Consider the following 25855-nt stretch of genomic DNA (forward strand, 5'->3'; position numbering starts at 1 on the left):
GCGTGAACGTACCAACCGCTCCGCTCAGCTGTCGGGCAACGTCATGACCAGATTGGCGAGCTGAACCCGGGAGTTGATCGACAGTTTGCGGAAGACGGACGTCAGGTGGGTGTTGACCGTGTGCGGAGAGACGACAAGCAGGTCGGCGGCCAACCGGTTGGTGTGGCCCTGGGCGATAAGGCGCGCGACCTTCTGCTCCGAGGCCGTGAGGGCTTCCCATCCCTGCACGGGACGCTGCGTGGTCGCTGCCCTGCGGCTGCCGTCTCCGGCAACATCAAGATGGCGCTGTACGCGGCCCGCTGCGGCGTGGGCGCCGCACTCGGCGAACGTGTCGCGGGCGTGCGTCAGCGCGGCCACGGCCTCACGCTTCCGGCCCGCTGCCAGGAGCGCCTGTCCGAGATCGGCGGATGCGGCAGCCCGGGCCAGCGGGCGAGGGCTTGTCTTGAGCAGCTCGACGGAGTGCTCGAGCATCGCGGGATCGCGTTTCACGAGCCCGAGGGCCTGCGCCGCGATGCCCGTGGCGGTCGGCACGGCAGGATTACGTTCGGCGTGCGCTCTGGCCTGTGCGGCCAGGTCCTCGGCGAGCTCCTGCTCCCCACGGCGCAGGGCCATGCGTATCGCGCAATCGACCCAGTAGCGCAACAGACGCCACCGCATGAAGGGACCTATCTGCTGCACTTGCCGAATCTTGTCGGCGGCAAGCGCGATGTCCCCGTCGGCCTCGGCGTGCACCGCTTCCAGGAAGCGCACCGCGGCGGTGTTGCCCGGGTTCGGTTTGACCGCCAGCCTTTCCCGCGCTGCGGCCAAGTGCTCCCGCGCCGCTTCCCGGTCGCCGCGCAGCAGGGCGATCCGGGAGCGGATCACCCGGCCGTTCACCTGCTGGACGGGGACCTGTACCTCGTCCTCCAGACGCTCCATCGTCACGAAGTCGGCGTCGGCGTCGTCGAGCCGGCCGAGCCCCAGATCGTGCTGCCCCTGTGCCCACAGCATCATCGCCTGCCGCATCGCCCCGGCATCGTTCGCTGCTTGCAGGAGCAGCCGTTTGCCGGCCGCGAAGTCGTCCATGTGCAGGTGCGCGACGATCTCTTCGGGGAGGAAAGCGGAATCGATGGCGCTCAGCGCGGCAAAGCGCTCCAGCGCGACCGCATTCTCCCCCGCGTTCTGCGCGATCTCGCCGAGCCCGGACAGGGCCAGGACATGCGCGTCCCGGTCACCGACCGCGGTGGCGGCACGCAGCGCGGTCTCGCCGGCCGCACGCGCAACGACGAGATCATCGTCCCGGGACAAGGCCAGGGCGCGCAGCGCCGCCAGCCTCGCCCCGATTTCCGGGGCGGCGCCCCCCATGGCGAGGGCGGTTTCGGCCCGGCGGCGCAGTTCGCCGGCGAGATCCATGTTCCACAGCGTCCCGCCGAGGGCGGCCTGCAGCCGGCTGAACGCCTCCAGCGGTGGCCGGGCGGCCAACAGCCGGTCGCCCGTCGACAGCGCCTCACGGTTCCTGCCGGCCCGTGTCAGGCAGCGGATCGTCTGCTCACCCACTGCGAACCTCAGCGGCCGTGCCGACGGCACCAGTTCCAGGGCGCGCGTCATCAGGTCGGCCGCGAGGCCCGGCGTGACCGGCAGGATGTCGTCAGCCGCTCGCCGCAGCAGCGCTACGGCCTCCTCGTCGCCGGGCAGGGCTCCCCTGAGGATGTGCGGCACCGCGTCGATCGGCTGATGGCCCGCGGCGACAAGGTGGTGGGCAGCCTCTCGGTGCAGAGCCTTCCGGGCTGACGGTGGGATGTCGACATAGACCGCCTGGCGCAGCAGATCGTGCCGGAAGACCAGATGATCGCCGTCATCGTCCAGGAGTCCGGCACACACCGCTTCCTCCAGCGCCGCGAGGGATGTGGCGGTCGGTTGGCCGGAGAGCGCGGCGGCGTCGCGGAAGCCGAAACTGCGCCCCAGCACCGCTCCCATCTGAAGGAAGCGCAGCGTGCCGGGGTGCAGGGACTTGAGTCTGGCGCGCACACCCACCACGAGACCTGGGGGCACAGGTTCGTCCGAGGCCTGGGCGGTCCGCAGTCCCACGAGCATCTCGACCGCCAGAAAGGGGTTCCCACCGGCTCCGTCGAGCAAATCCCGTACCCGCTCGTCACCCGCTGCCCCGAGTGTGTCGATGGTCAGTTGATCGATGGCCACGCCGGACAGTGGCCCCACGGACACAGTGATCGTCGGGAGGTTGCCGGTCGCGGCTGCGACCACTTCTTCCGCCGGGCTCGCGGGCTCCGGTCGCCCGGCCAGCATCCACAGCACCGGCGAAGTCCGCAGGCGGGTCGGAAGCTGCTGCAGGGCAAACCGGCTCAGCGGGTCGGCCCACTGCACGTCGTCCAGGCCGATCAGCACCGGCACGCTGCCGGCTCTAGCCTCGATCGCCTCCGCCAGGCGCTCCACGAGCCAGATCCGCTGATCGTGATTGCGAGCGAGATCGACAAAGGCGTCGCCGGACAGCAGCGGCTGATCGCCGTGCAGGACGCAGGCCGCCAAGGACGAGAGCGGCACGATGTGATGCAGCTCATCGGCCTTGCCGAAGCCGACTGAGAATCCCGCTGCTCTGGCCATGGAGACGGCCTCGGCGAGCAGTGTGGTCTTACCGATGCCCGGTTCGCCCTGAATCAGGGCCAATCCACCACTTCCGGTGCGGGCCACCGAGGCGATCACCGCCTGAAGCTCTTCGAGTTCGACCTCCCGGCCGCGCAGACCGCTACGCGACAGCGAACCGCCTGACCCCGCCACTTACGCTCCGTCCTGTCCGCACTCGCCGGCCCAAGCCGGGCTCGGCCCACACCAGTTGGTGACCGCGCCCTCCCGCAGGTGGCGGCTTCCCGCGGGCACACCGCGCCTGGGCGCATCACCGCAGGTCAAAGCCACTGTATGCGAGCCATCCGGCACCTCGGATCTCCCGTCGTCCGGGAATCCGGCCGTATCGATCACAGATGTCATGGGCGCCCTCCAGCTGGTCGTGTGCCGGGCTCCACCACCGCTCAAGTAGTCGGCTCAGCACCGACCACCTTGCAAGACGGGATGACTTACGTCGTCGGCATGATGACTGCGAAGCGACTGTGAGTGAGCGGGGCGACTGTGAGCGAGCGAGGCGCCCAGGGCTTTCGACTCACCGCACTCTCTGGTGTTCTCTGCGCACACATAGACTGCAACTATCCAGGTCAGAACACCGGCGCAGGGGAACAAAGAATGTCGGGCAGCAAACTGTTCGGTCGGGATGAGGAGCTGGCGACCGTCGACGCAGTGGTCGACGGACTGCCCGAGCGCGGCAGTGCGCTACTGATTCAAGGAGCCCCCGGAATCGGCAAGTCCGCCCTCTTGGACCACGCCGTCACCCGGGCCCGGAACTCAGGATTCACCGTCCTCAAGGCGTCGGGTGTACAGGCCGAGACCCATCTGCCGTTCGCGGGGCTGCACCAGCTGACCCACATCATGACGGATCGCGTCTCGCGCCTTCCCCCCGCTCAGGCGGAGGCGCTACTGGGCGCCTTCGGCATGGCGGAGCCCTCCCCCAGTGCCTCCGCGCCCCAGTTCTTCATGATCGCCCTGGCCACACTCAGCCTGCTCGGCGAGGCGGCCGCCGAAGCCCCCGTGCTGCTGGTCGTGGATGACTCCCAGTGGCTCGACAGGCCGACCCTGGACGTGCTCGGATTCCTCGCGCGCCGCGTGGGTGCCGAACCCCTCGGCCTGCTCCTTGCAGGCCAAGAAGGCCGCACGGCGTGGCCGGGCGCCCCCGACATCCCCGCGCTGCACCTCAAGCCTCTGCGGCCAACCGCGGCCGACGCTCTGCTGGACGCCCGTAGTCCCGGCCTCGACCCAGCGGTACGCCGCCTTGTGGCGGACATGTCCGCCGGCAACCCCCTGGCCCTGATCGAGCTCCCGATCACCCTGAGGGCGGACAGGGTGGCCGCCGAGTCCGCGGTATCGCCGGCGCTCCCCCTCACCACCCGACTTGAGCGCGCTTTCGCCTCACGGCTGGCCGATCTTCCTTTCGACACACGCCAGGTGCTGCTCATCACCGCCGCCGACGACGACGGTGCGTTGACCGAAGTGCTCACCGCCGCTTCGGCACTTGCGGGCACCGAGATTTCCGCACGCTCCCTGGAGCCCGCCATAGCAGCGGGTCTGGTGTCCGTCGACGAGTTCCGCATCGGCTTCAGCCATCCCTTGGTGCGCTCCGCCGTCCTGGGCTCGGCAACGCTCGCGGACCGCCTCGCCGCCCACGGCGCACTTGCCCACACCCTTCACGGACAGCCTGATCGGCAGGCTTGGCACCGGGCCGCGGCCATCGGCCGTCCCGACGAGGCAGTGGCGCGGCAACTGGACGAGGTGGCTCGCCGAGCGAGCGGGCGTGGCGCCGCCGCGGTTGCCTTGACGGCGTTGGAACGCGCCACAGCACTGAGCGAAGTCCCTTCCGGAAGAGTGGCCCGCCTTCTGGGCGCCGCGGAACTGGGCCTCGAACTCGGCCGGACAGATCGCGCGGCAAGCCTGTTGCACCAGGCCGACCAGCTGGAACTCGGTGTGCTGGAGCGGGCCCGCCTGCTCCAGCTGCGCGAGGGCCTCGAAGTGGATATCAACACGAGCACACCCCGGATCCATCTGCTGATCACCACAGCGGAGCGGGCCGCCGAGGCCGGCGATCCCGAACTGGCCCTACGGCTGTTGCGCTCAGCCGCACGGCGGTGCTGGTGGTCGGACCCCGGACGGGAACTGCGGGAACGCGTCGTGGCCGCGGCCGAGCGGCTCCCCGTTTCGGAACTCCACCCGGACCTGGTGTACACGCTGGCGGCGGCCACCCCGGTGGAGCGGGCGGCGACGGTACTCGACCGCCTGGAGCGTCTGGAACGTCAGGGCGGGTACGACATTCAGGCCGCCGCCACCCTGGGCACGGCGGCCACGATGGCCAACGCGTACGACCGCGCCACCGGGTTTCTCCGGCACGCGGCGGCCGGTCTGCGTGGCCAGGGCCGTCTGGGCCTGCTGGCCCAGACCTTGGTATCCCTCGCCCTCAGCGCCGTGCACACCGTCGACTGGGAGACCGGACTCCCGGCCGTGGCCGAGGCGATGCGGCTGGCCGAGGAGAACGCCCAGCCGCGCTGGCTGACCGGTGCGCGGATCGCGAAGGCGCAGTTCGCCGCATTGCACGGAGATCTGGACACGGCGCTCACCGTCATCGCAGAGGCGGAGGGCCGAGGTTTGTCCGTGGCCCACCCCTCCAATCTTGCGTTCATCCAGATCACTCGTGGCCTCATCGGCCTCGCCGCTGGTGACCACGCCGAGGCGTTCCACTGCGTCTGGCGGGTCTTCGACCCGGTCGACCCGGCTTACCATCCGTTCCTCCAGACCATCGCCATCGCGGAGTTGGCCGAGGCTGCCACGGGCGATGATCAACGAGCCATGGCGAAGGCCGCGTTGCAACAACTCGTCACGTCCACCGGGGCCAGCGAGGCCCAACTGATCCGGATCAACCTGGGATTCGCTCAGGCGCTGCTCGCTGACGACGAGCATGCGGAAGAACACTTCCGATCGGCGTTCGATCTGGACATGTCCCGTGCGCCCTTTGCTCGCGCCCGGCTCATGCTCGCCCACGGCGCCTGGCTGCGACGGCGTCGCCGCGTGATGGAAGCCCGCACTCCGCTGCGGATCGCCCGGGAGTCGTTCGCGTCCCTCGGCGTGGAACCGTGGCGCGAACGGGCCTGCCAGGAACTCCGCTCGGCGGGCGAGGGCAGCAAGCGGCAAAGCCGCAGCGACTGGGACCTGCTCACACCTCAGGAGTTGCAGATCGCCCAGCTCGCGGCGGACGGCCTGTCCAACAAGGAGATCGGCCAGCAGCTGTATCTGTCACCGCGAACGGTCGGTGCGCACCTGTACCGCATCTTCCCGAAGCTCGGGATCACCTCGCGCGGCCAGCTGAGGGACAAGCTGGGCATGAACTGACCGCACCCCGTGGGGCACCCGGAGCTACCTGCCCGCTGTGCTCGGCTTCGTTGCCGCCCCCTGCCGACGTTCGGTGACCCAGTAAAGGAGGGCGAGGACGGGCAGGGCCGCACCGAAGGCGGTGAGGGCGGTCCAGCCTCCGGCGTGGTACACGACGGAGCCGAGTTGGGAGCCGACCGCTCCGCCCGCGAAGAACGTGGCGATGAAGGCGCTGTTGAGGCGGGCACGGGCGGCGGGGTCGAGTTGGTAGACGGTGTGCTGGCCGAGAATCAGGGTGGCCTGTACTGCCATGTCGATGAGGATCGCGGCCAGGGCGATCAGTACGACGCTGTGTCCGCCGAACCCGGCGAGCGCGAAGGCCAGAGCGGTGACCACGAAGGCGATGCCGGTCATGGGACGTACGAGCCCACGGTCGGCCCAGTGCCCGGCGAACGGGGCGATGGCCGCTCCGGCCGCGCCGACGAGGGCGAACACACCGACCCCGACCGACGAGTAGTGGAAGCGAGGGCCGGTCAGGACGAAGGAGACCGTGGTCCAGAAGGCGCTGAAAGCGCCGAACATCGCGGCCTGGTAGAGGCCACGGCGCAGTAGTGCCGGGTGCGTGCGCACCAGCCGGACGGTGGAGCGCAGCACGTGGTGGTACGGGATGGTGGTCGTCGGCGCGTGCTGCGGCAGGGCCGCGCGCAGGGCCACGGCGAGCACGGCCATCAGAGCGGCGGAACCGAGGAAGACGGCGCGCCAGCCGGCGAGGTCGGAGACCAGACTGCTCAACGTGCGGGAGAGCAGGATGCCGGTGAGCAGCCCGCTCATCACCCGGCCGACGATGCGGCCGCGGGCGTGGTCGGGTGCGAGGCTGGCGGCGAACGGCACGAGGATCTGGGCGACGACCGAGGTGGCCCCGCTGACGAGTGAGGCGATCAGCAGCATGGGGAAGCTGGTGGCGAATCCGGCCGCGAGGAGCGCGAGGGTGGTGACCGTCAGCAGAACGGTGATCAGGTTGCGCTTCTCCAGCCGGTCGCCGAGCGGGACCAGGAAGAGCATGCCGATCACGTAGCCGACCTGGGTCAGTGTGATCAGCGCCCCGGCGGTGGCCGTGCTGGTGTGGAAGACACTGCTCAGCGAGGACAGCAGGGGTTGGGCGTAGTACAGGTTGGCGACCGTCATGCCGGAGGCGACGGCCAGGAGCGCGATCAGCCAACCCGGCACGCGGTGCGGGGCCGTTGCGGTTGCGGGCCGGCGCGAGCTTCGGAGCTCGGATGGTGTGGACATGTGCACCTTCTGGACGGGGCGATCCGGGAGTCCGGCGCGGAGGACGTGCTGTGGAGTGGCCGGCGGCTTCTTCGATGCCGTCACGCAGGCATAGGCGCCGATCCACCCCTCAGCGCTTCGTCATCCGAGACGATGGTTTCGGGATGTCAGTCATCTCCGTGAGAGATAGGCCTGCGGAGCGCGCCCCTCGCAGCGGAGACCGAGGACGGTGTCCACCGAGTGGACACCGCCTCGCTCGGTGGAACCGTTGGACCGGAAACCCCGGGGAGCAGGTGGTGGCGCGGAGGTCACTGCGCCAGCACGGTCTTCAGCCACCGCAGGACTTCTGGGGTCACGGGGTCGGCTACATCTGCGAATTCGTCGTGCCTCGTGAGGAACTTCGCCACGTAGGGGCAGACCGGTACGACGCGTTTCCCGGAGGCGTGTACGTCGCTCAGGGCCTGCTGGACGAGGAGCGAGGCCAGGCCCTGCCCGGCGAAGGCGTCGTCGATTTCGGTGTGGTAGAAGACGCGCTGGTCATCGTGGTCGCGGTACGCGGTGAGGCCGGCGGTTTTGCCGTCGACCAGGATTTCGTACCGGTGCTTTGCGTCGACTCGCTGAACGGTCGGAGCGGCGGCGGGCTGTGTCATCGTGGGCCTTTCAGTGGTGCGTCGGGTTCTTGCGCGGCGCGATGGTGGCATTCGGAAGGGCGGGCGCGGGAAGGCGGTCGCCGTCGTAACCGTCGACGCTGCCGAAGCGGTCGGATGCGCTCTCCCAGGCTTGCCGGGCTTCGACGATGTCTTCGTGGCTGCGGCCGATGAAGTTCCACCACATGACGATCTGTTCCTCGAACGGCGTCCCACCGAGCAGGACCGCCCGAGCGGGGGCGTCCGTCTCGTTCGTCAACGTCAGCGTGTCGTTTCCGGTGCCGAAGTAGCCCAGTTCCGCCGGGCGCAGAAGTGTTCCGGCCATGCGGACGTCCCCTTGGTCGACGAGCAGGCCGTATTCGAAGTCGGTATGCACCGGGAGGGTGGTCGTCGAGCGCGGATCGAGGACGAGTTCGGCGCCGAGCAAAGGCGTGAACGTCCGCACCGGGGAGGTGTCACCTGTGAGGGATCCCAGGAACACTCTGATTTCCGCCCCGCCCATCCGCACCGGGCTCGGCACGTAGTGCCGGAAGTCACGGCCGGTGTGCCGGTGCTCTTCGGGCAGAGCCACCCACAACTGGACGCCGTGCAGGATCGTGGTGCCGGCGGTGGAGGCTTCCGAATGGCTGATGCCGTACCCGCCCGTCATGAGATTCAGCTCGCCGGGCCGTACGAATGCATGGCTGCCCAGGCTGTCGCGATGCTCGATCTCCCCGCTGAACAGCCAACTCACGGTCTGCAGACCGGTGTGCGGATGGGGAGCGACGTCCATGCCGCCCGTGTCGGCGACGTCGTCCGGCCCATAGTGGTCGACGAAGCACCAGGCCCCGATCAGCGTTCGGGCCCGCTGCGGCAACGTGCGCCGCACCGTCATCGCTCTTGGGCCGCCCAGCGGGACGTCCCGCGCGGACAGCACGTCGACCTGCGGCTCGGGCCGGCCGTGGTCGCCGGTAGCGCAGCGCAGCGCGGTGGGATCCACTTCGACGTTGCTCATCGAGCGCCCTCTCCATCCGGATGTGATTTCATATTCAACAATCATGTCTGATAGTAAGTCCGTGTCCCCTCGTATGCGCTGCGGAGCGAGCGAAGGTCGGGGGCGGCCCTGAAGGAGTCCAGATTGACTGACACCACAGCAGATCCGGCGACCCGGCGAGTCTTCATCGACAAGCAGAGCCCCAAGGCCTACCACGCACTGGTCGAGACGGCGGAGGCGGTCCGTGCGGTCGCCGCCGAGGCGGCGCTGGACCGTAGCTTGGTAGAGCTGATCAACCTCCGTGTGTCACAGATCAACGGCTGCGCCTACTGCCTCAACGTGCACACCAGGGCCGCGTTGCGCGCCGGCGAGACCCCTCAGCGTCTGGGCGTGCTGGCCGCGTGGCGCGACACCGAACTGTTCACGGAGCGGGAGCAAGCGGCCCTCGCCCTGGCGGAGGCAACCACCGAACCCGCGAACGCCGTCGCTCAGGAACGCGCCTACGAATGCGCTCGCCAGCTCCTCGACGACGACGAGATCTCCGCGGTGATCTGGGTGGCGATCGCCATCAACGCGTTCAACCGGGTCTCCATCCTGAGCAAGCACCGTGTCACCGCCTCCCCTGACAGTCGGTCCTGACGTGGGTGATCGCTGCCTCTGCCCGCTCAGCAGGCAGCGCGCAGGATCAGGTCGGTAACGGGGCCGGGGTCGCTCACGGCGACCGCGTGGGGTGCGCGGACCGTGATGGTCCGGGCGCCGGCCCGTTCGGCCATCCCCTGCTCGGCGGCCGGTGGGATGTTGCGGTCCTCGGCAGCCACGAGATACCAACTGGGGATCTCCTTCCACGCGGCGGCGATGGCCTTCTCCTGGAGGGCGGCCACCGCGACCGGACGCTGACCCGCGGCCATCACCTGAGCGGTCGGATCAGGGACGCCGGCCGCGAACTGTGCGCGGAACAGGTCTCTTTTGATGATCAGCTCCTCACCGGTGCCGCCACCGGGCAGCGGGTAGGACTGGGTGGACGTGGCCTGCGCCAGGGTGCTGCCCGGGTACTTGTTCGTCAGCTCCAGCGCGCTTTCACCGATATCGGGGACGAAAGCGGCTACGTAAACCAGGGCCTTGACACGCGGAAACTCAGCTGCGGCCTGGCTGATGACGGACCCGCCGTAGGAATGGCCCACGAGCAGGATCGGTCCCGGAACGCTGTCCACCACGCTGCGGACATAGGCGGCGTCGCTCGCCAGCCCGCGCAACGGCAGCGCCGGCGCCAGTACGTGGTGCCCCTGCCGCAGGAGGCGCTCGACGACAGCGCCCCAGCTGGAGGCGTCGGCGAACGCACCGTGGATCAGGACGATGGTGGGCTTGGCCGGGTGCCGGTGCGGGTCGGCCCGCTGGTTGTCCGCTGTTGACGTCGCCGAGAAGGCGGCACCGGGGGTTGCCAGGACGACGGCGCCAGCCAGGAGGGAGGCGGTGACAGCGCGGCGGGAGATCGATGATTTCATCGGTGACTTCCTACGGGGTGGCGAAGGGGGACGCGTCCCCGGGACGGACGGGGACGGGGACGGCGTGTGCGCCGGGCACCGCAAGGTTCGGTGACAGCCCGGGTCGGCCGCGTTCGTGGATCACCGCGGTCGGGCAACGAAAGCGCCGTGTGCCGATGCCGGCCCGCGGAGCCCGGCCATGAGCGCCCGGGTGGCGGAGGAACCGCCGCCGGCCGGCTGTCCGGGCAGCGGCCGCCCATCGAGGGAGAAGCCGGGTCAGTCGGCGGCGGTGGCCCGTACGGCCTCCTCGATCAGCTGGATGACGCGCTCGGGGTGGGCGAGCATCACCAGGTGCGAGGAGTCGACCTCGACGGTGGTCATGCCGGCCCGCTGGTAGCCATATCGCTCCACATCCGGATTGATGGTGTGGTCGGCTGTGGCGACTACACCCCACGAGGGCTTGGTCTTCCAAGCCGCCTTCGGTGCCTTCTCGCTGAAGGCACCAGCGGCCAGCGGACGCTGGGAGACGGCGAGTACGGAGGCGAGGCGGGGTTCGACGTCGGCGGCGAAGATGGACGGGAACTTCTCGATCTGGACCGACACATCGGTGCCGGGAACAGAGGAACCCTCGATCGGGAAGGGGGTGTAGACGAGCGCGGCGGCGAGGTCGGAGTCGGGGAAGCCGCCCTGCAGCTCGCCCAGGCTCTCGCCTTCTTCCAGGGCGTAACCGGCCAGGTAGACCAGCCCTCTGACGTTGTCCTCCACGCCGGCGACGGTGATGACGGCACCGCCGTAGGAGTGTCCGACCAGGACGACAGGTCCAGGTATCTGACGGACGATCGAGGCAATATAGGCGGAGTCGCCGAGCAGGCTTCGGTTGGGCACCGCCGGCGCCACCACGTCCAGGCCGCGGGCGATCAGGCCCGGGATGACGCGGGCGAAGCTGGAGGCGTCGGCGAAGGCGCCGTGGACCAGGACGACGGTCGGGCTGTCGGAACGGGACAAGGCACAACTCCCTGTTGATGTCATGGTGATCGGCGTTGCACTGCCGGGCGGTCGGGAACGGGTTCACTGCCTTGCCGGGAGCGAGTGGCAGCGGAGAAACGAACGCTGCCTCAGCCGTTTTGCTTCGCCGGGCCGGATCGGCGCGCGCGGCGGCCGGGCCGGGGATGGACCGCGGGCGTGAACAGCACATTAGAGGCGACCGGAGGAGGTGACTTGTCTGTCGGTGCATCGCCCGTGGTCTGTCGGCGCCCGCGGGGAGTGCCGGCGAGGGACGCCCTCGAGGAGCCTTGCACAGCAGCGTGCCGGAGCACGTCCCCGTCCTGGCACTCCCAGGCAATAAGAGGTGCGCTCGATGACAACACGCGGTGGAACGCTCGCCCTAGCGTGCTGACATACCGCACCGCGCAGGCCACGAATGCCCGGACGTCGGCAGCCGATGCCCCGATGCCGTCCGTACAGCACCGTCCCCCATCGAGACGGAGCGTGGTCCTGCGTGCGCCAGTCACTCCGGAAGAAGGAACGAGATCTTGCCGTACATCACCGTGGGCCAGGAGAACTCCACCAGCATCGACCTCTACTACGAGGACCACGGCACCGGCCAGCCGGTCGTCCTCATCCACGGCTTCCCGCTCGACGGCCACTCCTGGGAGCGGCAGAGCGCCGTACTGCTGGACGCGGGCTACCGCGTGATCACCTATGACCGCCGCGGCTTCGGGCAGTCGAGCCAGCCGACGACCGGCTACGACTACGACACTTTCGCAGCGGACCTGAACACGGTGATGGAGACCCTCGACCTGCGGGACGCCGTCCTGGTCGGCTTCTCGATGGGCACCGGTGAGGTCGCCCGCTACGTGTCCGCCTACGGCTCCGCCCGGGTCTCCAAGGTCGCTTTCCTGGCCTCGCTGGAACCCTGCCTGCTCAAGACGGACGACAACCCCGACGGGGTCGCCCCGAAGGAGTTCTTCGACGGCATCGTCGCGGCTGTCAAGGCGGACCGCTACGCGTATTACACGGACTTCTACAAGGACTTCTACAACCTGGACGAGAACCTCGGTACCAAGATCAGCGAGGAAGCGGTCCGCAACAGCTGGAACGTGGCGGCAGGTGGCGGCTTCTTCGCCGCCGCGGCCGCGCCGTCGACCTGGTACACCGATTTCCGGGCCGACATCCCGGCCATCGACGTGCCGGCCCTGATCCTGCACGGTACAGGCGACCGGATCCTGCCCGTCGAGGGAACCGCGCGGCCGTTCCACAAGGCGCTCCCGTCCGCCGACTACGTGGAGATCGAGGGCGCCCCGCACGGCCTGCTGTGGACCCACGCGGAAGAGGTCAACACCGCGCTCCTCGGCTTCCTGGCGAAGTGACCCTGCCGCAGGCCCGCCCGACGGGCCTGCGGCCCGAGACTGCCGTCGGGGTATAAGGACCAGCCCGCCATGGGCACGTCGCACACGGCGACGTGCCGCGGATCCCTGATGGGTGTGTGCGCCTTCCACGATCGAGCGGTAAGGGCGATAAGTGCCGCGCCTTCACAAGAGTGGCGGTCTCGCCATCATGTCTGTCCATCCATGACACCCCTGACGTGCGGCGCGCTGACAGGAGTGCCCCCGGGCGGGGTTGTGGCGCCCATCCGCCCGGGGGGAGGCAGCAGGCGCCTTTGTGCCGGGGCAGGCTCGGTATCCCCCGTAACCGGGTCTGCCCCTTGCATGCAATGCCGCCGCAATGGCACTGCCGAATCCTGGACTTCCTGGCGCGCACGCTCCCTCCCTTTCGGGCGGGCGGTCACTCATGAGGGGCAGCGGGGCGCCCCCCGCCGCCGGCCTGCCTCATGCGCGCGGCACGGGCCCTACGGCTCTCTGGGGAAGGGGCCGTAGCCTGGGCGCCCGTGATCCGAATGACCGCAACGGGGACGACGCCGGGGACCCACGTAAAGCTTCCGGTCCGGTGGTCTTTGCGGTTGGGCAGGAAGATGGGCACGATGCTGCCGGTGGCGGCGCCGATGATGGTGCGGCCGACGGTGACGCCGAGCCGATCGCCTTGGTCGCCGGTGTAGCCGCTCACGATTCCGTCGGAGGCGCGTGGGGTCTCCCAGAACAGGTGGCGTTTGCCGCATCCGGTCTTCAACTTGCCGGTCGGGCACGGTCGCACGGCTGCCGCGATGCAGAGCCAGTCGGCGAGGACGCGGAATCCTCCGATGAGGGGGAGGTCGGCGGCGTTGTCGATCTCGCGCCAGGTAACGTCGCGGATCAGCATCCACTGGGCCCGGTCGACGAGGTGGAAGGTGTCGTCGTGGGTGATGGCGCTGGCCCAGTGTCAGGAGGATGGCGAGCGGGCGTCCCTTGCCGTCACAGGCGAGGTGGATTTTGGTGGTCAGTCCTCCTCGGGATCGGCTGCCGAGGGCGTGATCGTCCGGTTCGTCCGCTTGTTGCTGCCCAGGACTGCTGGGTCGTGAAGAAGACTTCCCAGAGGCTCCGGGTCTATAGGAGCAGCCTGACCACGAAAGCGGCCAGACGTAAGCCATGACTGAGGGAACTGGGCCAACAATCACTGGCTTTCACCACCTGTCCTTCGCCGTCACGAGCCTGGAATACCACGTATCGTTCCAGGTGGTACGCATGCCGACCTGGAAGCCTGGATGACGTGGCTGGACGAGTTGGGAGTCGAGCACACTCCGATCAGGGATGAAAAGAAACCGTTCGTGTACTCGGCGGCCGTATTCCGCGACTCGGAAAAAAATCAAAATCGAGTTCGTTGCCGTCGGCCGGGCGGGGAAACCGAAGGCACCGGGATAAAGTGGCGTCGAGGCCGGCGACCTCCCGGGAATTCGGTGACGAACCTTTGCCCACCACAGTCCGCGGCAGTGATGTCGTGATTCTGAGTTCACTCGAATGGCCCCTGCGCCAGGACGAGCCGTCAGGTGCCATCGAATATGGAATCCCGGGCGTCGTCCGACGTCCCCGCACCGAAGGACCGGCATGCGAATATCCCGCGAGTCCCTCCGTATCGTGCACACGGCCCGTTGGACTGCGGCTCTTCTGGCCGTATCGGGATTCACCTCCGCACTGACAGCCGAAACGGCGCCGGCCGGTGGTCCGGGCGGCGATCCCGGCCGGGAGAAGCCCACCATCGTGCTCGTGCACGGCGCCTTCGCCGACGCGTCCAGCTGGAACGGGGTCGTACAGCGGCTCCAGCAGAACGGCTACACCGTGGACGCGCCGGCCAACCCGCTCCGCGGCATTCCCCAGGACTCGGCCTACCTCGCAAGTTTCCTGAAGTCTGTCAAGGGACCGATCGTCCTGGTCGGCCACTCCTACGGCGGAGAGGTGATCTCCCAGGCCGCCACCGGAAACGACAACGTCAAGGCCCTCGTCTACATCAACGCGATCATGCCGGACACGGGAGAGTCCTTCTCCAGCCTCTCCGCGAAGTTCCCGGCCGCGCCGCTCACCAAGGCCCTAAAGCGGGTGCCCTTCAGCAACGGTGACAGCACCACCGGCACGGACGTCTACGTACAGCCGGACAAACTGCACCAGGTCTTCGCCGCCGACCTGCCCACCAGCCAGACCAACCTCATGGGAGCCACCCAGCGACCGATCGCCCTATCGGCGTTCGCGGACAAGCTCACCGGCGCCGCCTGGCGGAACAAGCCCGTGTACGTACTCGTCGGCAGACAGGACCAGGCGATCAACCCGGCCCTAGAGCTGTTCGAGGCGAAGCGCGCGAACGCCCGCAAGACAGTGGAGATCAACTCCTCGCACGTCTCCCTCGTTTCCCACCCGCAGGCGGTCAAGAACCTGATCGTCGACGCCGCCGAGGACTATGTGCGGAAGAAGTGAAATGAAAGGCTAGGCCCGCTCAAAGGTGCCGTACAACGTCGCTCTCGCAAGTCCGTGGCTGAACAGGAGAAACTCCAGGTAGGCAGGGGTCGTTTTCCCGGACACCTCCAGTTCTTCCACGTCGACGGCGTGTACCACAAGGAAGTAGCGGTCCGGACCGTTGCCCATAGGCTTTGATCATGGCAATCCTCCGAAATATTCTGCTGTCGGGGCCGCGCGCATCCTATTTTTCGGCGCCAGAATTCCATTATCGTTTTGACGCTCACATACGATACGCGTAAACCAATCGGCCGCAAGTTGCAGTTTCCGAGTTTTCTGCTCACGCTTGATATGGAAGTCTCAAACTGGCCATACTGCACCCTCCCCGGGTGGCATCTTCTAGAGGAGCATCCCATGGCCAAGATGTTGTGCGTGATGACCGGCGCAAGCTATTGGACCTTGAAGGACGGGCATCGGCACCCCACCGGCTACTGGGCCGAGGAGTTCGTGGCGCCTTACACCGTGTTCACCGATGCCGGACACGAGGTCACCGTGGCAACTCCGCGGGGCGTCATTCCCGTTGTGGACACGATGAGCCTGCGGCCCGGTATGGCAGGTGGCGAGGAAAACTCCCTCCGGGAGGAAGCCGTCATCGAGAAGGCCGAGGAGCTGCGGCACCCCATCTCCCTCAAGGACGTGCGTCTCGATGACTACGACGCGGTCTACTACCCGGGAGGCCACGGCCCGATGGAAGACCTTTCGGTCGACCCGGATTCTGGGGCGCTCCTGCGGGAGGCACTTGCCTCCGGCAAACCCCTTGGCGTCGTGTGTCATGCCCCGGCCGCTTTCCTTGCGACCCGTGACGCGAACGGCAACACGCCCTTTGCGAACTACCGGGTGACGGGTTTCTGCAACGAGGAGGAGGCCGGTGTCGGTTTTACCGACAAGGCAAAGTGGCTGTTGGAGGACGAGCTGAAGGAGCTGCCTACCGACTATTCGCGTGGCCCTGCCTGGGAGCCCTATACGGTCGCGGACCGCAACCTCATCACGGGCCAGAACCCGGCGTCCTCGGGGCCCCTCGCCAAGGAACTCGTCAAGGCTCTGTCCTCCTGAAAGCATCTGCTGACTCTCGGTCACAGGAGCCGGGCTCCCGCCGGGTTGAGGCCCGACAGGGCTGACTGTTCTGATCAAGGGGCGTCGGCGGACGCCTGATTCCCGGATGCCGGACCGTGCTCGCGCCACCCGGGGTGACTGCTGCCGGCGGCAGGCGAGCGGATCGCCGACGCCTCAGCAGCCGTGCTGGAACAGCTCAGTGTCCCCCGTCACACCGGTCGATACGCGAGACCCCTCGCGTCGGAGCAGCCTCTCGAAGCTCCCTCCTACCTGGGGCCTGCATTTGGGGACGCCACGCAAGCCGCACACCGGTCCGCCGCCGGCACAGGCGCAGTTGACTTGATCGACCCACGGAGGTGGAGTCCGGCCGCGTAACTGTCGGGTGCCTTGTCGTAGCGTGTGGCCAGGCCGCGCCAGGTCTTGATCTTCTGGAAGCAGAGTTCGACGGTATTGCGCTGTTTGTAGCGTTCCTTGTCGTAGGTGACGGGCCGTCCGCCGACCGAGCCCTTCTTCTTCCGGCTCGGCTGCTGGTCGATCTTCTCCAGGATCACCGCCGTGATGCAGCGCCGGCGTAAGTAGGCCCGGTTGCCCTTGGAGGAGTAGGCCCTGTCTGCAGCGATGGGCTCCGGCCGGGTGCGGGGGCGACCAACCGGCCCCGGTATGCGGATCTTGCCCAGCACGGTCTGGAACTGAGGGCTGTCCCCGGCTTGTCCGGGGGTGAGGACGAACGACAGCGGCAGTCCCGTGGCGTCGACCGCGGCATGGACCTTGCTGCTCAGCCCGCCTCGGGACCGGCCGAGCCCGGCGGCCTCCGCCCTGGCCCTGCGACGCCGTCGCACTGCGGCCCGGTCCGGGTCCGGCGCGCGCGTGCCGTTCGCGTCCGCACCGGCCGTCGACGGATCACCCGCAGCACGGGCGGCTGACCAAAGGACGCCCGCTCGCCATGCCACCCTGCTGGGCGAACACTTGCCCCGCACCCCGCAGGAGATCATCCCGGAGCTGACCGAACTGGCCGACCCGCTACACGAACACCTCACCGCCCTGGCCCGCGCAGCCGCCGGAGCCGAGACCGTGGCCCCGGACGGGGCGTACGTCATCAGCTTGAGCGTCATGGCAGAGCGGTTGATCGTCTCCCTCAGCCGTCCGGTGTAGCGCGAATGCGCCAGCCAGTTGTGCCAGAACGCTATGGTGTCCTCCAGAAGGCGCTCGCATTCCTCCGGCGGAACGATGCGGGGCGGACCGTCGGCGAACGTCTCCAGCACGGGGCCGCAGGTCATACCGGCTCGCCGGCCTAATGGACATGAGCGCGTTACCTGCGCGGATTCTCCGGTCGTCCAGGCGCTCGTTGTCGAGTGTGTCCACCACATGGATGGTCAAGTCCGTGCCCTGGCCGGCGAAATGCCAGCCGCCCATGGACGACGTGACCTCATGCGGTTGCCGCGCGTAGTCGAACCGCGGGGCGATCTCGATGTCGAACGAGATCTCGCCACGCGTGCAGCGCAGCATGCGGACCAGCCGGTGCTGGTTCGTCGGACTGCGTGGCGAGGCGGGAGGCATGAAATCCACGACCGAGCCGACGCCTTGCTCGGTCATGAATCTGGTGAGCAGCACACAGGTGTCCGGGTAGTAGAGCTGCTTGGTCGCATACGTCGGCGCGTGGGGGGGTGATCGCCCAGTGACCGCCGCTGTCACCGTCGAGCAGTGCGGCGAAGATGCTCGGCGAGTCGTCGCGGGCTGCAGAACCAGTCGATCGTTCCCCCGGTGGACACCAGCGCGGCCGTGTGCAGGTCACCGATGAGTCCGTGGTCTTCGATCAGCGGATGTTCGTTCATGGGGCCTCTTCCCGACGCGCCGGGCGTCAGCGGTGACGTCGCCACTGCCAACCGTGCGACTTGAGGACATGCCATGCGCCCCACCTCCAGACTGCCCGGGGTGCGCAGGCTTCGCATTCCTCCTGGAAGCGGTGCGACTGCGCGCCCCTTCTTCTCAACCGGTGTGAGGGATTCGCGCAGTGCGCCTTCCTCGCCCCGGACGTCTTCCCGCTGCACGGCGATGAGGCGCTGCTCTACACCTCACGCTTCGACGAGGCACTGCGTGACCAGGTGGAACAAGCCGCGGCTGCCTGCCCGGTCCAGGCCATTCTCGTCGACTTCTCCGACGAGCCGACGAAGGGGGTGGAGGGCCGTGTCGGCTGACACCGATGCCGAAGCCCTCCGGCGGGAGGGGCGCATCGTCGTCGGCGCCTCGCTGGCCGGACTGCGCGCGGCGGAGGTCCTCCGCGACCGGGGCTTCACCGGCTCGCTCACCCTGATCGGCGACGAGCCGTACGACCGGCCCCCGCTGTCCAAGCAGGTGCTGCTGGGGCTGGAGGATGCCGAGGCCACCGCGCTGCCGCGCAGGCGTGACATCGACGCCGAATGGCGTCTGGGCCTGGCCGCCGCGGGCCTGGACCGAACCGCCAAGCAGGTGATCCTGACCGACGGCGACACCGTGCCCTACGACCGCCTGCTGATCACCATCGGTACCAAGGCCCGGCCCTGGTTCCACCCGGACCAGGCGGCGCTGGACGGGGTTTTCGTACTGCGTACACGCCACGACTCCGCTCGGCTGGTCCGGAAACTCGCCACCGGCCCCGTCGGACGCTGGTGATCGGCGCCGGCTTCACAAGCTCCGAGATCGCCTCCGACTGCCGGGAGCGCGGCCTGGAGGTGACGATCGCCGAACGCGGCCCGGCACCGCTGGTCGGCGCCCTCGGCGGGGTGCTCGCGACGGTGGCGGCCCGGCTCCAGCGGGATAGCGGAGTGGACCTGCGCTGCGGAGCCAGTATCACCGCGCTGGAGGGCGACCAGGCCGGACGGCCGCGGCGCGCCCACCTGTCCGACGGATCGGCGATCGACGTCAACGTGGCGGTGGTCTGTCTCGGCGCCATCCGGAACACCGAATGGCTCGCCGGCTCCGGAGTGGCCGCCGGCCCCAGGGGAATCGCCTGCGACGCGGGATGCCGGGTGTTCGACGTCAACGGCATCGTCACCGACGACATCTATGCAGTGGGCGACGTCGCCCGCAGCCCGCACCCGCTGTTCGGATACCAGTTCCTGTCGCTGGAGCACTGGGGCAACGCGGTCGAACAGGCCCGGATCGCCGCCCATGACATGATCAGCCCGGGCCCCGAGCGCCGCCCGCACCTGTGGGTGCCGATGTTCGTGGGTGTGCCGACGCTGGGCGACCAACTGGTCCTGGCGCAGGGGGCACTCGCCGAGGAGCGGTTCGTCGCGGTGTACGGGTATCGCGGCCGGGTCATCACCGCGACTTCCTTCGACGCGGGCAAGTGGCTGGGGCACTACCGGCAGCAGATCGAGACCGGAGCGTCGTTCCCGGCGGACTACCCGGTGGTGGACGGCCGTACCGACGCCGCGCAGCCGGTCGATCCGGCGTTCCCGACCCCCACCTGCCCACCCACGAACCAACCGTCACCCTGACCGGCCACTCACCGACCGAGCGGCGTGTCCTGCCACCTCGTCCGAGCGATGACAAGCGTTCCCCGGCGAGAACCCGGTCATCCGCCAGACCCAGGCCCCGACACCGAGGCGGGAGCACCGCCTGGGCCCGAGCCGCCTCCCCGTACCGCAACGGACCCGCCCCGGCGCGACCCCCGTCGAGACCCTCGACCGGCACGGCCACCACCACTGACGTGCCTTGGCCGACCCGGTCGCCAAAAGGGTGTCGGCTTCCGGAGCGGCCGCGCTGGTGAGCGCCGGATTACCGAAGAGGCGCTTACCTTCGGCAGGATGGGCGCATGACCGAGATCCGCACACCCCGTCTCCTCCTCCGTAGCTGGCACGACGACGACCTCGCGCCGATGGCGGACATCAACGCGGACCCACGGGTCATGCGCTGGATCGACGACGGCTCGGTGCGCGACCTGGACCACACGGCCGGGGACATCGAGCGGTGGGAGGAGGAGTGGGATGAAGAAGGCTTCGGACTCTTCGCCGTCGAGCTGCTGGCCTCGGGCGAACTGATCGGCTTCACGGGACTGTCCGTGCCTGAGTTCCTGCCGGAGGTGATGCCAGCCGTGGCGATCAGCTGGCGGCTTGGCTCACAGTTCTGGGGCCAGGGATACGCGTCCGAAGCCGCCCACACCACGCTGGAGTTCGCGCTCCAGGACCGAGGCCTGGACCGCGTCGTCAGCATTAACCGGGTGGGGGACAACGCCTCCGAGAACGTCATCCGCAAGCTCGGCATGGTGCCCGAGCGGGAGACGGTACACCCGGTGTACGGCTATCCACTGCGCGTTCACGCCATCGATCTCACCGAGTTCCAGGCATGATCGGGCCGAGCCGTCGATCACCACAAGGCAGCCGACCAGCTCCTCACCACCATCGAGCGCATCGGCCAGTTGTTCTCCGTACTGTCAGCTGAAGTGGATGTCGCTGAGGACGAGCGAGACCATGACCTGATCGAGGGTGGGATGGCCATCGGCGGCACGGCGGTACGCCCGGCGCTTGGTGGGCAGCACGATGCGTCCGCCTCCACGATGTCGTAGACGTACTGCACGGCGGCGAATCCGCCTGCCACATCGACGTGATAGTCGTGTCGGCGCAACAGCCGGTCGGGGCCGAAGTAGAAGTCCTGGTGGGTGCTGTGGCTGGCAATCTCGTGGCACGCAGTCCTCGCCAGAATTCGTCTCCTTCCCGCCACGGCTCGATCTCGGTGACCGTGAAGCCGGGCATGGCCAGCAGGAACGGGGTGGTGAAGTAGGTCCACAGGGCATAACCGTTGAAGTAGGTAACCGTTGAAGTAGGCGCGGTCCAGCGGGTCCCAAGGGGTCTCCAGAGTGTGGCCGGTGAAGGACGACCGTGGGTCCTCGCGTTCGGCCACCACCCACCCGTCGAGCTTGTCGATGCTCACACGTCCGGGCATGAAGTGGGTTCTTCTGGTCCGGAGCTCCGAAGGGCCTGACCGACGCGTCGTGGAGGAGAACGGTCATCTCGCGCGGCGCGGGATCCTGCGGCAAACCTTTCACGGCGAACAGATCACCGCCGCTGACAAGCGTGGCTCGCGCCCGGGTGAGGCGGCGCCAGCGTGCCTTCCCGCCGTGGGCTTCGATCGCCTCGGTGGGCAGTTCGTTCATTTGGTCTCCTGGGTGCGGCGCCAGGGGAATCCGTGGGCCCGTGATCATCGAAGCCCCGAACGAGAGCCTGAATTCCGACAACCGCCGGTGACCAGCACCGACCGCCACCTCACAGCAGGCCGTGACCGGACAGCTGCAAGATGGTGGACCTTCATTGTGCCGAGACTGATCACGGGATGTCAGAGCAGTGCGACCGCTCCCGTGCGGATGGCGCGCATGGCGCGCTCGGCGGTCTCCCGGTTTTCGCCGACCGGAGCAACGTAGCCGATGACCTCGCGCGCGGCTTCCTCCCCGAGCATCCGGGTGATAACCCAGGTGGCGAGGTACTGGGACGCCATGCAGCCTCCTGCCGTGGCGATGTTCCCCTCCGCATGGAAGGGCGCGTCCAGCACGGTCACGCCGCAGGCTTCGATGAAAGGCCGGCTCTTGATGTCGGTGCAAGCCGGAATGCCGCCCAGCAACCCCAGCCGGGCAAGCACCAGCGCGCCGGAGCACTGCGCACCGACGAGCTGTCGCGAAGGGTCGAGCGGCAGCAGGGAGATCAGCCGGTCGTCGGCGACCACGTCTCGTGTCTTCACGCCACTACCGATCAGCACGACCTCGGCTTCGGTCACGAACTCCATCGGGCGCTGCCCGGTCACCTCTACACCGTTCATCGACATGACCACCGGTGTCGGCGTCGTGATGAAGGCTTCCAGACCGTCCTTGGAGCATCGATTGATCAGCGCGGAAGCGATGAAGCTGTCGAGTTCGTTGAACCCGTCGAAGGTGACCACGGCTACCTGCATCACATCTCCTTCAAGCACGGCGTCAGATCTGCACTCTTCCCTGGCACGCCGTTCCGGGACCAGAGCCAGTCAGCGACTGATGGCATGTCTGTCGCCCGTCCAAACAGTAGATCCGGCCCGAGGAGGTTGCGATAGCCTCGACCAGAGTCGACACGAGCGCAGTCATGCCAAGGCCGACCTGGCGCTCGCCGCCTAGGAACATGCCCTTGAGCCCAAGCGGCTGCAGCTGACCCCAGACGGCCACTTCGACCGAACAGTAGATCGGGCAGGTCCGCCCCACCTACTGCTGACGCTCATCGCCGAGCACCACGGCACCACCGGCGCACGGCCCTGGAGTGGTTCCAGTCGAACCTCGGCCCTTTCCCAGCTCCCCTCCGCTCCCTTCACCCAAAGAAGAGATCATGAGCTTCGCCTACTCGTCGATTCGGACCCGAGAGGAGGCCGGTGTCCTGTTCGCCACCCTCAACGCCGGCTCCCTCAACCTCATCGGCGTCGACCTCGTCCGTGACCTGGTCTCGCTCGTCGACACGCTGTACACAGACCCCGGCGACGTGCGGGTCGTCGTCATCGACAGCGCCTCACCCGAATTCTTCTCGGCGCACGTGAACCTCACGGCGATCCCGCAGTACACCGCAGAAGCCGCCAAGGCCGGCGGCCCCGGTGACGCCTCGCTCGGCATGTTCCTGTACAAACTGGCGCACGTCCCGCTGATCACCATCGCCAAGGTGCGCGGCAGGTCCCGCGGCGGTGGCAACGAACTCGCCCTGGCCTGCGACATGATCTTCGCCGCGCGCGAGAACGCGGTCTTCGGGCAGTTCGAGTCCGGCACCGGCGCCCAGCCCGGCGCCGGCGGAATCCAGCACCTGACCCGGCGGCTGGGCAGAACGCGTGCCATCGAGGCCATCACCGGCACCGACGACTTCGACGCCGACCTCGCAGAGCGCTACGGCTGGATCAACCGCGCCCTGCCCGACCTGGAACTGGACGGCTTCGTCGAGTGCCCGGCCAAGCGCATCGCCGGATTCCCACCCGCGGGGGTCAGAGCCGCCAAACGCGCGATCAACGATCTCACGCCGCCACACCCAGCGAATGTCCGCTCCGACTCGGCCACGTTCCTCAGCCTGGTCGCACTGCCCGGAACCCGCGAGCGCCTGGACTACCTCGCGAACCGGGGCCTCCAGACGCCTGGTGATCTCGAACGCGACCTCGGCAAGGCCGTGGCGGAGTTCCCTCGCTGACAGCGCCAGCGGCTGCCACGTCGCAGAATCAGCACCTTCTCGGCGAGTGTGATGACCCCACACAGGCTAGACGCAGGACCCTGCTGGCCTCATCCTCGCCGCCGACCCGACCAAGCCGGTCAGCGCCAAGGTCGGGGGAGTCGCTGCGAACGGTGAGGTCGGCGATCCGTCGTGTGCGTCGAACGCTGGACGTCCGCGCCCTTTCCGTCTCGTCGCTGGAAGGACGCCGTGACCGATCCCGACGTGCAGACCTCCGATACACCCTGGGTATCGCGCCCGGCTCGCTCCCGGCCGTGGGGCACGCCCCGCAACTCGTGCGGAACCCGCTCGGCTCCTTCCGCAACCGCGTCAAGGTCCTCGCCAAGGCGTGGACCGACCCCGACTACCGGCGGCGCCTGCTCCAGGACGGCACCGCCACCATCAACGTCTTCCCCGGCTGGCTGCACACCTACTGGCTCACCAACACGGCCGCCTCATCAGGGCCATGGCCGAACGCAACGCCAGCATCGTGCGCTGGACCGAGTTGGACCGCGGTGGCCACAAACGATGAAAACGATCAGGCAGGACATTCCTTCGTGGCCTGGACGGCGCTGCAGCTCACCGAATGCAGCCACCCCTCGTGCGGTACCACGAGCTCACCGTCGAGCACGAGGGCCTCGCTCAGCTCGGCGGCCGCGGCGGCAATGTCAGGATCACCACGAGTCCGGCACGCGCGAAGGGCTGGCCCGGAAACCGTCCACTTTCTGCTCCGCGATCCCGTACGCCGCGGAGGCTCATCCCCAGGCGGCGATCGTCGTGCTTCGGCGAGTGTCGGCTCGACCGGGGGGGCCGGCGCCACACCGTCACGTAGGCCATCTGGCAGCCGGCGCTTGCGCCTAGTGCGGGCATGCGTTCGGCCGGCAAGCGGATGCCAGAGCATCCCTCTCTTCCACCCGGCCTGCCCAGATAGCCGGCCGGCGCTGCGCCGACGGAGGCCACATGCCCATCTGCACCACCCGCGACGGTGTCGAGATCTTCTACAAGGACTGGGGCCAGGGACGTCCCGTGGTGTTCCTCCACGGCTGGCCGCTCAACGGCGACGCCTGGCAGCACCAACTCAAGGCCGTCGTCGACGCCGGATACCGCGGAATCGCGCACGACCGCCGCGGCCACGGACACTCCACGCCCGTCTGGGACGGCTACGACTTCGATACCTTCGCCGACGACCTCAACGACCTGCTCATCCACCTCGACCTGCGAGACGTCACCCTGGTCGCGCACTCCATGGATGGCGGCGAACTCGCGCGCTACATCGGCCGACACGGTACCGGGCGGCTGCGCTCGGCGGTGCTGCTGTCCGCCATCCCACCGGTGATGATCAAGTCTGACAAAAATCCCGAGGGCGTTCCGGACGAGGTGTTCGACGCCCTCAAGAACGGCGTCCTCACCGAGCACTCCCAGTTCTGGAAGGACACCTCGGAGGGCTTCTTCTCCGCCAACCGCCCCGGCAACAACGTCACCCAGGGCAACAAGGACGCCTTCTGGTACATGGCGATGTCGCAGACCATCGAAGGCGGCGTGCGATGCGTGGACGCCTTCGGTTACACCGACTTCACCGAAGACCTGAAGAAATTCGACATCCCCACCCTGGTGGTGCACGGCGACGACGACCAGGTCGTGCCCATCGACGCCACCGGCCGCAAGTCCGCCCAGATCATCCCGAACGCCGAGCTGAAGGTGTACGAGGGCAGCTCCCACGGCATCGCGATGGTGCCGGGCGACGAGGAGAGGTTCAACCGGGACCTGCTGGAATTCCTCAACAAGTAGAAGCCGACCCTGTCAGCCGCAAGTTCTTGCTCGCCGTCGCCCAGGACGACGAAGGAACGCCCGCGCCCTCGGACTCGGGCCGGCCTCCCGGCTCGCCTTCGACGACACCGGCTTCTGGCTGGCCGCCGACGGCACACCCGATGTGGCCGTCTGGGACTTCTCCGGCAAGGGCCCGGAGGGCACCGCACCGCGCTCGCTCCGCTGCCACGAGACGGTGACCGCGCCGGCCTGGCGGCCATCTGGCCAGCCGCGGCGACGGCACCGTAGCCCTGTGGCACACCACAGCCGGGCGACCGCAGGCACGCCTGCGCCGGATGCGCGAACTGGACGGCACGGGCGCGGCGGTCGCCGCGCTGGCCTGGGCGGGCCCGCGCCTGCGTGCTGTCGCGTGGCGGGACGGCCGGCTCCGGACGTACGGCGTACCGTCCCGGACCTCGCTGTGAACCGGTCCGTGATCCGGGCAGCCGCTCCCCGCCCCTGCGGAGCGCGCGCGCCCTCACCTGGTCAGCAGTGCAACCTCGCGGTCTGCGGGAGAAATCTGGGAGGGGTTGAGTCGGCCGCGTGGCTTTCGTCATCGACAATCACAGCGCACCACCGGCCGTCGCTACGACCGTGCTCCCCCGGTCTCCACCCT

General features: G+C 68.3%; 21 protein-coding genes and 3 pseudogenes. 12 read left to right on the plus strand and 12 right to left on the minus strand.

The features are described from left to right. Window positions 1-24: 24 nt before the first annotated feature. Window positions 25-2772 (minus strand): helix-turn-helix transcriptional regulator, encoded by a 2748-nt coding sequence (locus ACFV1J_RS19850; RefSeq protein ID WP_385859857.1) that lies wholly within the window; start codon window positions 2770-2772, stop codon window positions 25-27. A gap of 456 nt (window positions 2773-3228) precedes the next feature. Between ACFV1J_RS19850 and ACFV1J_RS19855 the strand changes: the two genes are divergently transcribed. After that, window positions 3229-5976: an AAA family ATPase gene (locus ACFV1J_RS19855; RefSeq protein WP_385859859.1), complete on the plus strand. Its 2748-nt coding sequence runs from the start codon at window positions 3229-3231 to the stop codon at window positions 5974-5976. Window positions 5977-6000: 24 nt separating this feature from the next. Here the strand turns inward: ACFV1J_RS19855 and ACFV1J_RS19860 are convergent, their stop codons facing one another. From ACFV1J_RS19860 to ACFV1J_RS19870, 3 genes are all read right to left on the minus strand, one after another. Continuing rightward, on the minus strand, window positions 6001-7245 hold the full coding sequence (locus ACFV1J_RS19860; protein WP_385859861.1) for an MFS transporter: 1245 nt from the start codon (window positions 7243-7245) through the stop codon (window positions 6001-6003). 287 nt (window positions 7246-7532) lie between these two features. Beyond that, on the minus strand, window positions 7533-7874 hold the full coding sequence (locus ACFV1J_RS19865; protein ID WP_385859863.1) for a GNAT family N-acetyltransferase: 342 nt from the start codon (window positions 7872-7874) through the stop codon (window positions 7533-7535). Between the two features lie 10 nt (window positions 7875-7884). After that, a complete protein-coding gene (locus tag ACFV1J_RS19870) occupies window positions 7885-8865 on the minus strand; it encodes a pirin family protein (protein WP_385859865.1) in 981 nt (326 codons plus the stop codon). 123 nt (window positions 8866-8988) lie between these two features. Between ACFV1J_RS19870 and ACFV1J_RS19875 the strand changes: the two genes are divergently transcribed. Further along, a complete protein-coding gene (locus tag ACFV1J_RS19875; RefSeq protein ID WP_385859867.1) occupies window positions 8989-9483 on the plus strand; it encodes a carboxymuconolactone decarboxylase family protein in 495 nt (164 codons plus the stop codon). Between the two features lie 26 nt (window positions 9484-9509). Here ACFV1J_RS19875 and ACFV1J_RS19880 read toward each other — a convergent pair whose 3' ends face one another. Together ACFV1J_RS19880 and ACFV1J_RS19885 are read right to left on the minus strand one after the other, a co-directional pair. Further along, a complete protein-coding gene (locus ACFV1J_RS19880; RefSeq protein ID WP_385859869.1) occupies window positions 9510-10346 on the minus strand; it encodes an alpha/beta fold hydrolase in 837 nt (278 codons plus the stop codon). Window positions 10347-10601: 255 nt separating this feature from the next. Then, window positions 10602-11330 (minus strand): alpha/beta fold hydrolase, encoded by a 729-nt coding sequence (locus ACFV1J_RS19885; protein ID WP_385859871.1) that lies wholly within the window; start codon window positions 11328-11330, stop codon window positions 10602-10604. A gap of 527 nt (window positions 11331-11857) precedes the next feature. Here ACFV1J_RS19885 and ACFV1J_RS19890 point away from each other — a divergent pair. After that, entirely contained in the window at window positions 11858-12694 is an 837-nt protein-coding gene (locus ACFV1J_RS19890) for an alpha/beta fold hydrolase (protein WP_385859873.1), read from the plus strand. A gap of 415 nt (window positions 12695-13109) precedes the next feature. On the opposite strand, the gene ACFV1J_RS19895 is transcribed toward ACFV1J_RS19890, so the two are convergent. Both ACFV1J_RS19895 and ACFV1J_RS19900 read right to left on the minus strand, forming a co-directional pair. Then, on the minus strand, window positions 13110-13580 hold the full coding sequence (locus ACFV1J_RS19895) for a hypothetical protein (protein ID WP_385860017.1): 471 nt from the start codon (window positions 13578-13580) through the stop codon (window positions 13110-13112). 43 nt (window positions 13581-13623) lie between these two features. Beyond that, window positions 13624-13734 (minus strand): annotated as a pseudogene (locus ACFV1J_RS19900) (IS5/IS1182 family transposase); the annotation flags it as partial. A gap of 568 nt (window positions 13735-14302) precedes the next feature. Here ACFV1J_RS19900 and ACFV1J_RS19905 point away from each other — a divergent pair. Beyond that, complete coding sequence (locus ACFV1J_RS19905) at window positions 14303-15163, plus strand: alpha/beta fold hydrolase (protein WP_385859875.1); 861 nt, start codon at window positions 14303-14305, stop codon at window positions 15161-15163. A 9-nt stretch (window positions 15164-15172) separates the two neighbouring features. Here the strand turns inward: ACFV1J_RS19905 and ACFV1J_RS19910 are convergent, their stop codons facing one another. Further along, window positions 15173-15331, minus strand: coding sequence for a hypothetical protein (locus ACFV1J_RS19910; RefSeq protein ID WP_385859877.1), 159 nt, complete (start codon window positions 15329-15331; stop codon window positions 15173-15175). A gap of 225 nt (window positions 15332-15556) precedes the next feature. Here ACFV1J_RS19910 and ACFV1J_RS19915 point away from each other — a divergent pair, with 225 nt between their 5' ends. Next, a complete protein-coding gene (locus ACFV1J_RS19915; RefSeq protein WP_385859879.1) occupies window positions 15557-16255 on the plus strand; it encodes a type 1 glutamine amidotransferase domain-containing protein in 699 nt (232 codons plus the stop codon). Window positions 16256-16521: 266 nt separating this feature from the next. Here ACFV1J_RS19915 and ACFV1J_RS19920 read toward each other — a convergent pair whose 3' ends face one another. Further along, window positions 16522-17247 (minus strand): IS5 family transposase, encoded by a 726-nt coding sequence (locus ACFV1J_RS19920; RefSeq protein ID WP_385860007.1) that lies wholly within the window; start codon window positions 17245-17247, stop codon window positions 16522-16524. Here ACFV1J_RS19920 and ACFV1J_RS19925 point away from each other — a divergent pair. After that, window positions 17222-17407: a hypothetical protein gene (locus tag ACFV1J_RS19925; protein WP_385860019.1), complete on the plus strand. Its 186-nt coding sequence runs from the start codon at window positions 17222-17224 to the stop codon at window positions 17405-17407. The two genes, ACFV1J_RS19920 and ACFV1J_RS19925, sit on opposite strands and share 26 nt — an antisense overlap. 536 nt (window positions 17408-17943) lie before the next feature. On the opposite strand, the gene ACFV1J_RS19930 is transcribed toward ACFV1J_RS19925, so the two are convergent. Further along, window positions 17944-18087: a hypothetical protein gene (locus ACFV1J_RS19930; RefSeq protein WP_385859881.1), complete on the minus strand. Its 144-nt coding sequence runs from the start codon at window positions 18085-18087 to the stop codon at window positions 17944-17946. Window positions 18088-18240: 153 nt separating this feature from the next. Between ACFV1J_RS19930 and ACFV1J_RS19935 the strand changes: the two are divergent. The 3 genes and pseudogenes from ACFV1J_RS19935 to ACFV1J_RS19945 form a co-directional block, all read left to right on the plus strand. Continuing rightward, window positions 18241-18450 (plus strand): annotated as a pseudogene (locus ACFV1J_RS19935) (ferredoxin); the annotation flags it as partial. After that, window positions 18440-19763: pseudogene (locus ACFV1J_RS19940) on the plus strand (NAD(P)/FAD-dependent oxidoreductase); the annotation flags it as partial. The pseudogenes ACFV1J_RS19935 and ACFV1J_RS19940, both read left to right, overlap by 11 nt. A 288-nt stretch (window positions 19764-20051) precedes the next feature. Then, window positions 20052-20585, plus strand: coding sequence for a GNAT family N-acetyltransferase (locus ACFV1J_RS19945; RefSeq protein WP_385859883.1), 534 nt, complete (start codon window positions 20052-20054; stop codon window positions 20583-20585). Between the two features lie 983 nt (window positions 20586-21568). Here the strand turns inward: ACFV1J_RS19945 and ACFV1J_RS19950 are convergent. Next, complete coding sequence (locus ACFV1J_RS19950; RefSeq protein WP_385859885.1) at window positions 21569-22177, minus strand: DJ-1/PfpI family protein; 609 nt, start codon at window positions 22175-22177, stop codon at window positions 21569-21571. 401 nt (window positions 22178-22578) lie between these two features. Between ACFV1J_RS19950 and ACFV1J_RS19955 the strand changes: the two genes are divergently transcribed. The 3 genes from ACFV1J_RS19955 (at window position 22579) to ACFV1J_RS19965 (ending at window position 25664) form a co-directional block, all read left to right on the plus strand. Then, window positions 22579-23415: an enoyl-CoA hydratase/isomerase family protein gene (locus tag ACFV1J_RS19955; RefSeq protein WP_385859887.1), complete on the plus strand. Its 837-nt coding sequence runs from the start codon at window positions 22579-22581 to the stop codon at window positions 23413-23415. Window positions 23416-24393: 978 nt separating this feature from the next. Next, window positions 24394-25221, plus strand: a complete 828-nt coding sequence (locus ACFV1J_RS19960; RefSeq protein WP_385859889.1) for an alpha/beta fold hydrolase — start codon at window positions 24394-24396, stop codon at window positions 25219-25221. Between the two features lie 314 nt (window positions 25222-25535). After that, window positions 25536-25664 carry a hypothetical protein gene (locus tag ACFV1J_RS19965; protein ID WP_385859891.1) on the plus strand — a complete coding sequence of 43 codons (129 nt, stop codon included), beginning with the start codon at window positions 25536-25538 and terminating at the stop codon, window positions 25662-25664. The last annotated feature ends 191 nt before the right edge of the window (window positions 25665-25855 follow it).

It is taken from the genome of Streptomyces sp. NPDC059649, from assembly GCF_042734445.1.
In the GTDB taxonomy this organism is placed as follows: domain Bacteria; phylum Actinomycetota; class Actinomycetes; order Streptomycetales; family Streptomycetaceae; genus Streptomyces.

Coding starts and splice junctions, on each gene's coding strand:
- ACFV1J_RS19855 (WP_385859859.1), top strand. CDS start 3,229: ATGTCGGGCAGCAAACTGTTCGGTCGGGATGAGGAGCTGGCGACCGTC.
- ACFV1J_RS19860 (WP_385859861.1), bottom strand. CDS start 7,245: ATGTCCACACCATCCGAGCTCCGAAGCTCGCGCCGGCCCGCAACCGCA.
- ACFV1J_RS19865 (WP_385859863.1), bottom strand. CDS start 7,874: ATGACACAGCCCGCCGCCGCTCCGACCGTTCAGCGAGTCGACGCAAAG.
- ACFV1J_RS19870 (WP_385859865.1), bottom strand. CDS start 8,865: ATGAGCAACGTCGAAGTGGATCCCACCGCGCTGCGCTGCGCTACCGGC.
- ACFV1J_RS19880 (WP_385859869.1), bottom strand. CDS start 10,346: ATGAAATCATCGATCTCCCGCCGCGCTGTCACCGCCTCCCTCCTGGCT.
- ACFV1J_RS19895 (WP_385860017.1), bottom strand. CDS start 13,580: ATGCTGATCCGCGACGTTACCTGGCGCGAGATCGACAACGCCGCCGAC.
- ACFV1J_RS19905 (WP_385859875.1), top strand. CDS start 14,303: ATGCGAATATCCCGCGAGTCCCTCCGTATCGTGCACACGGCCCGTTGG.
- ACFV1J_RS19910 (WP_385859877.1), bottom strand. CDS start 15,331: ATGGGCAACGGTCCGGACCGCTACTTCCTTGTGGTACACGCCGTCGAC.
- ACFV1J_RS19915 (WP_385859879.1), top strand. CDS start 15,557: ATGGCCAAGATGTTGTGCGTGATGACCGGCGCAAGCTATTGGACCTTG.
- ACFV1J_RS19920 (WP_385860007.1), bottom strand. CDS start 17,247: ATGATCTCCTGCGGGGTGCGGGGCAAGTGTTCGCCCAGCAGGGTGGCA.
- ACFV1J_RS19930 (WP_385859881.1), bottom strand. CDS start 18,087: ATGAACGAACATCCGCTGATCGAAGACCACGGACTCATCGGTGACCTG.
- ACFV1J_RS19945 (WP_385859883.1), top strand. CDS start 20,052: ATGACCGAGATCCGCACACCCCGTCTCCTCCTCCGTAGCTGGCACGAC.
- ACFV1J_RS19950 (WP_385859885.1), bottom strand. CDS start 22,177: ATGCAGGTAGCCGTGGTCACCTTCGACGGGTTCAACGAACTCGACAGC.
- ACFV1J_RS19955 (WP_385859887.1), top strand. CDS start 22,579: ATGAGCTTCGCCTACTCGTCGATTCGGACCCGAGAGGAGGCCGGTGTC.
- ACFV1J_RS19960 (WP_385859889.1), top strand. CDS start 24,394: ATGCCCATCTGCACCACCCGCGACGGTGTCGAGATCTTCTACAAGGAC.
- ACFV1J_RS19965 (WP_385859891.1), top strand. CDS start 25,536: ATGCGCGAACTGGACGGCACGGGCGCGGCGGTCGCCGCGCTGGCCTGG.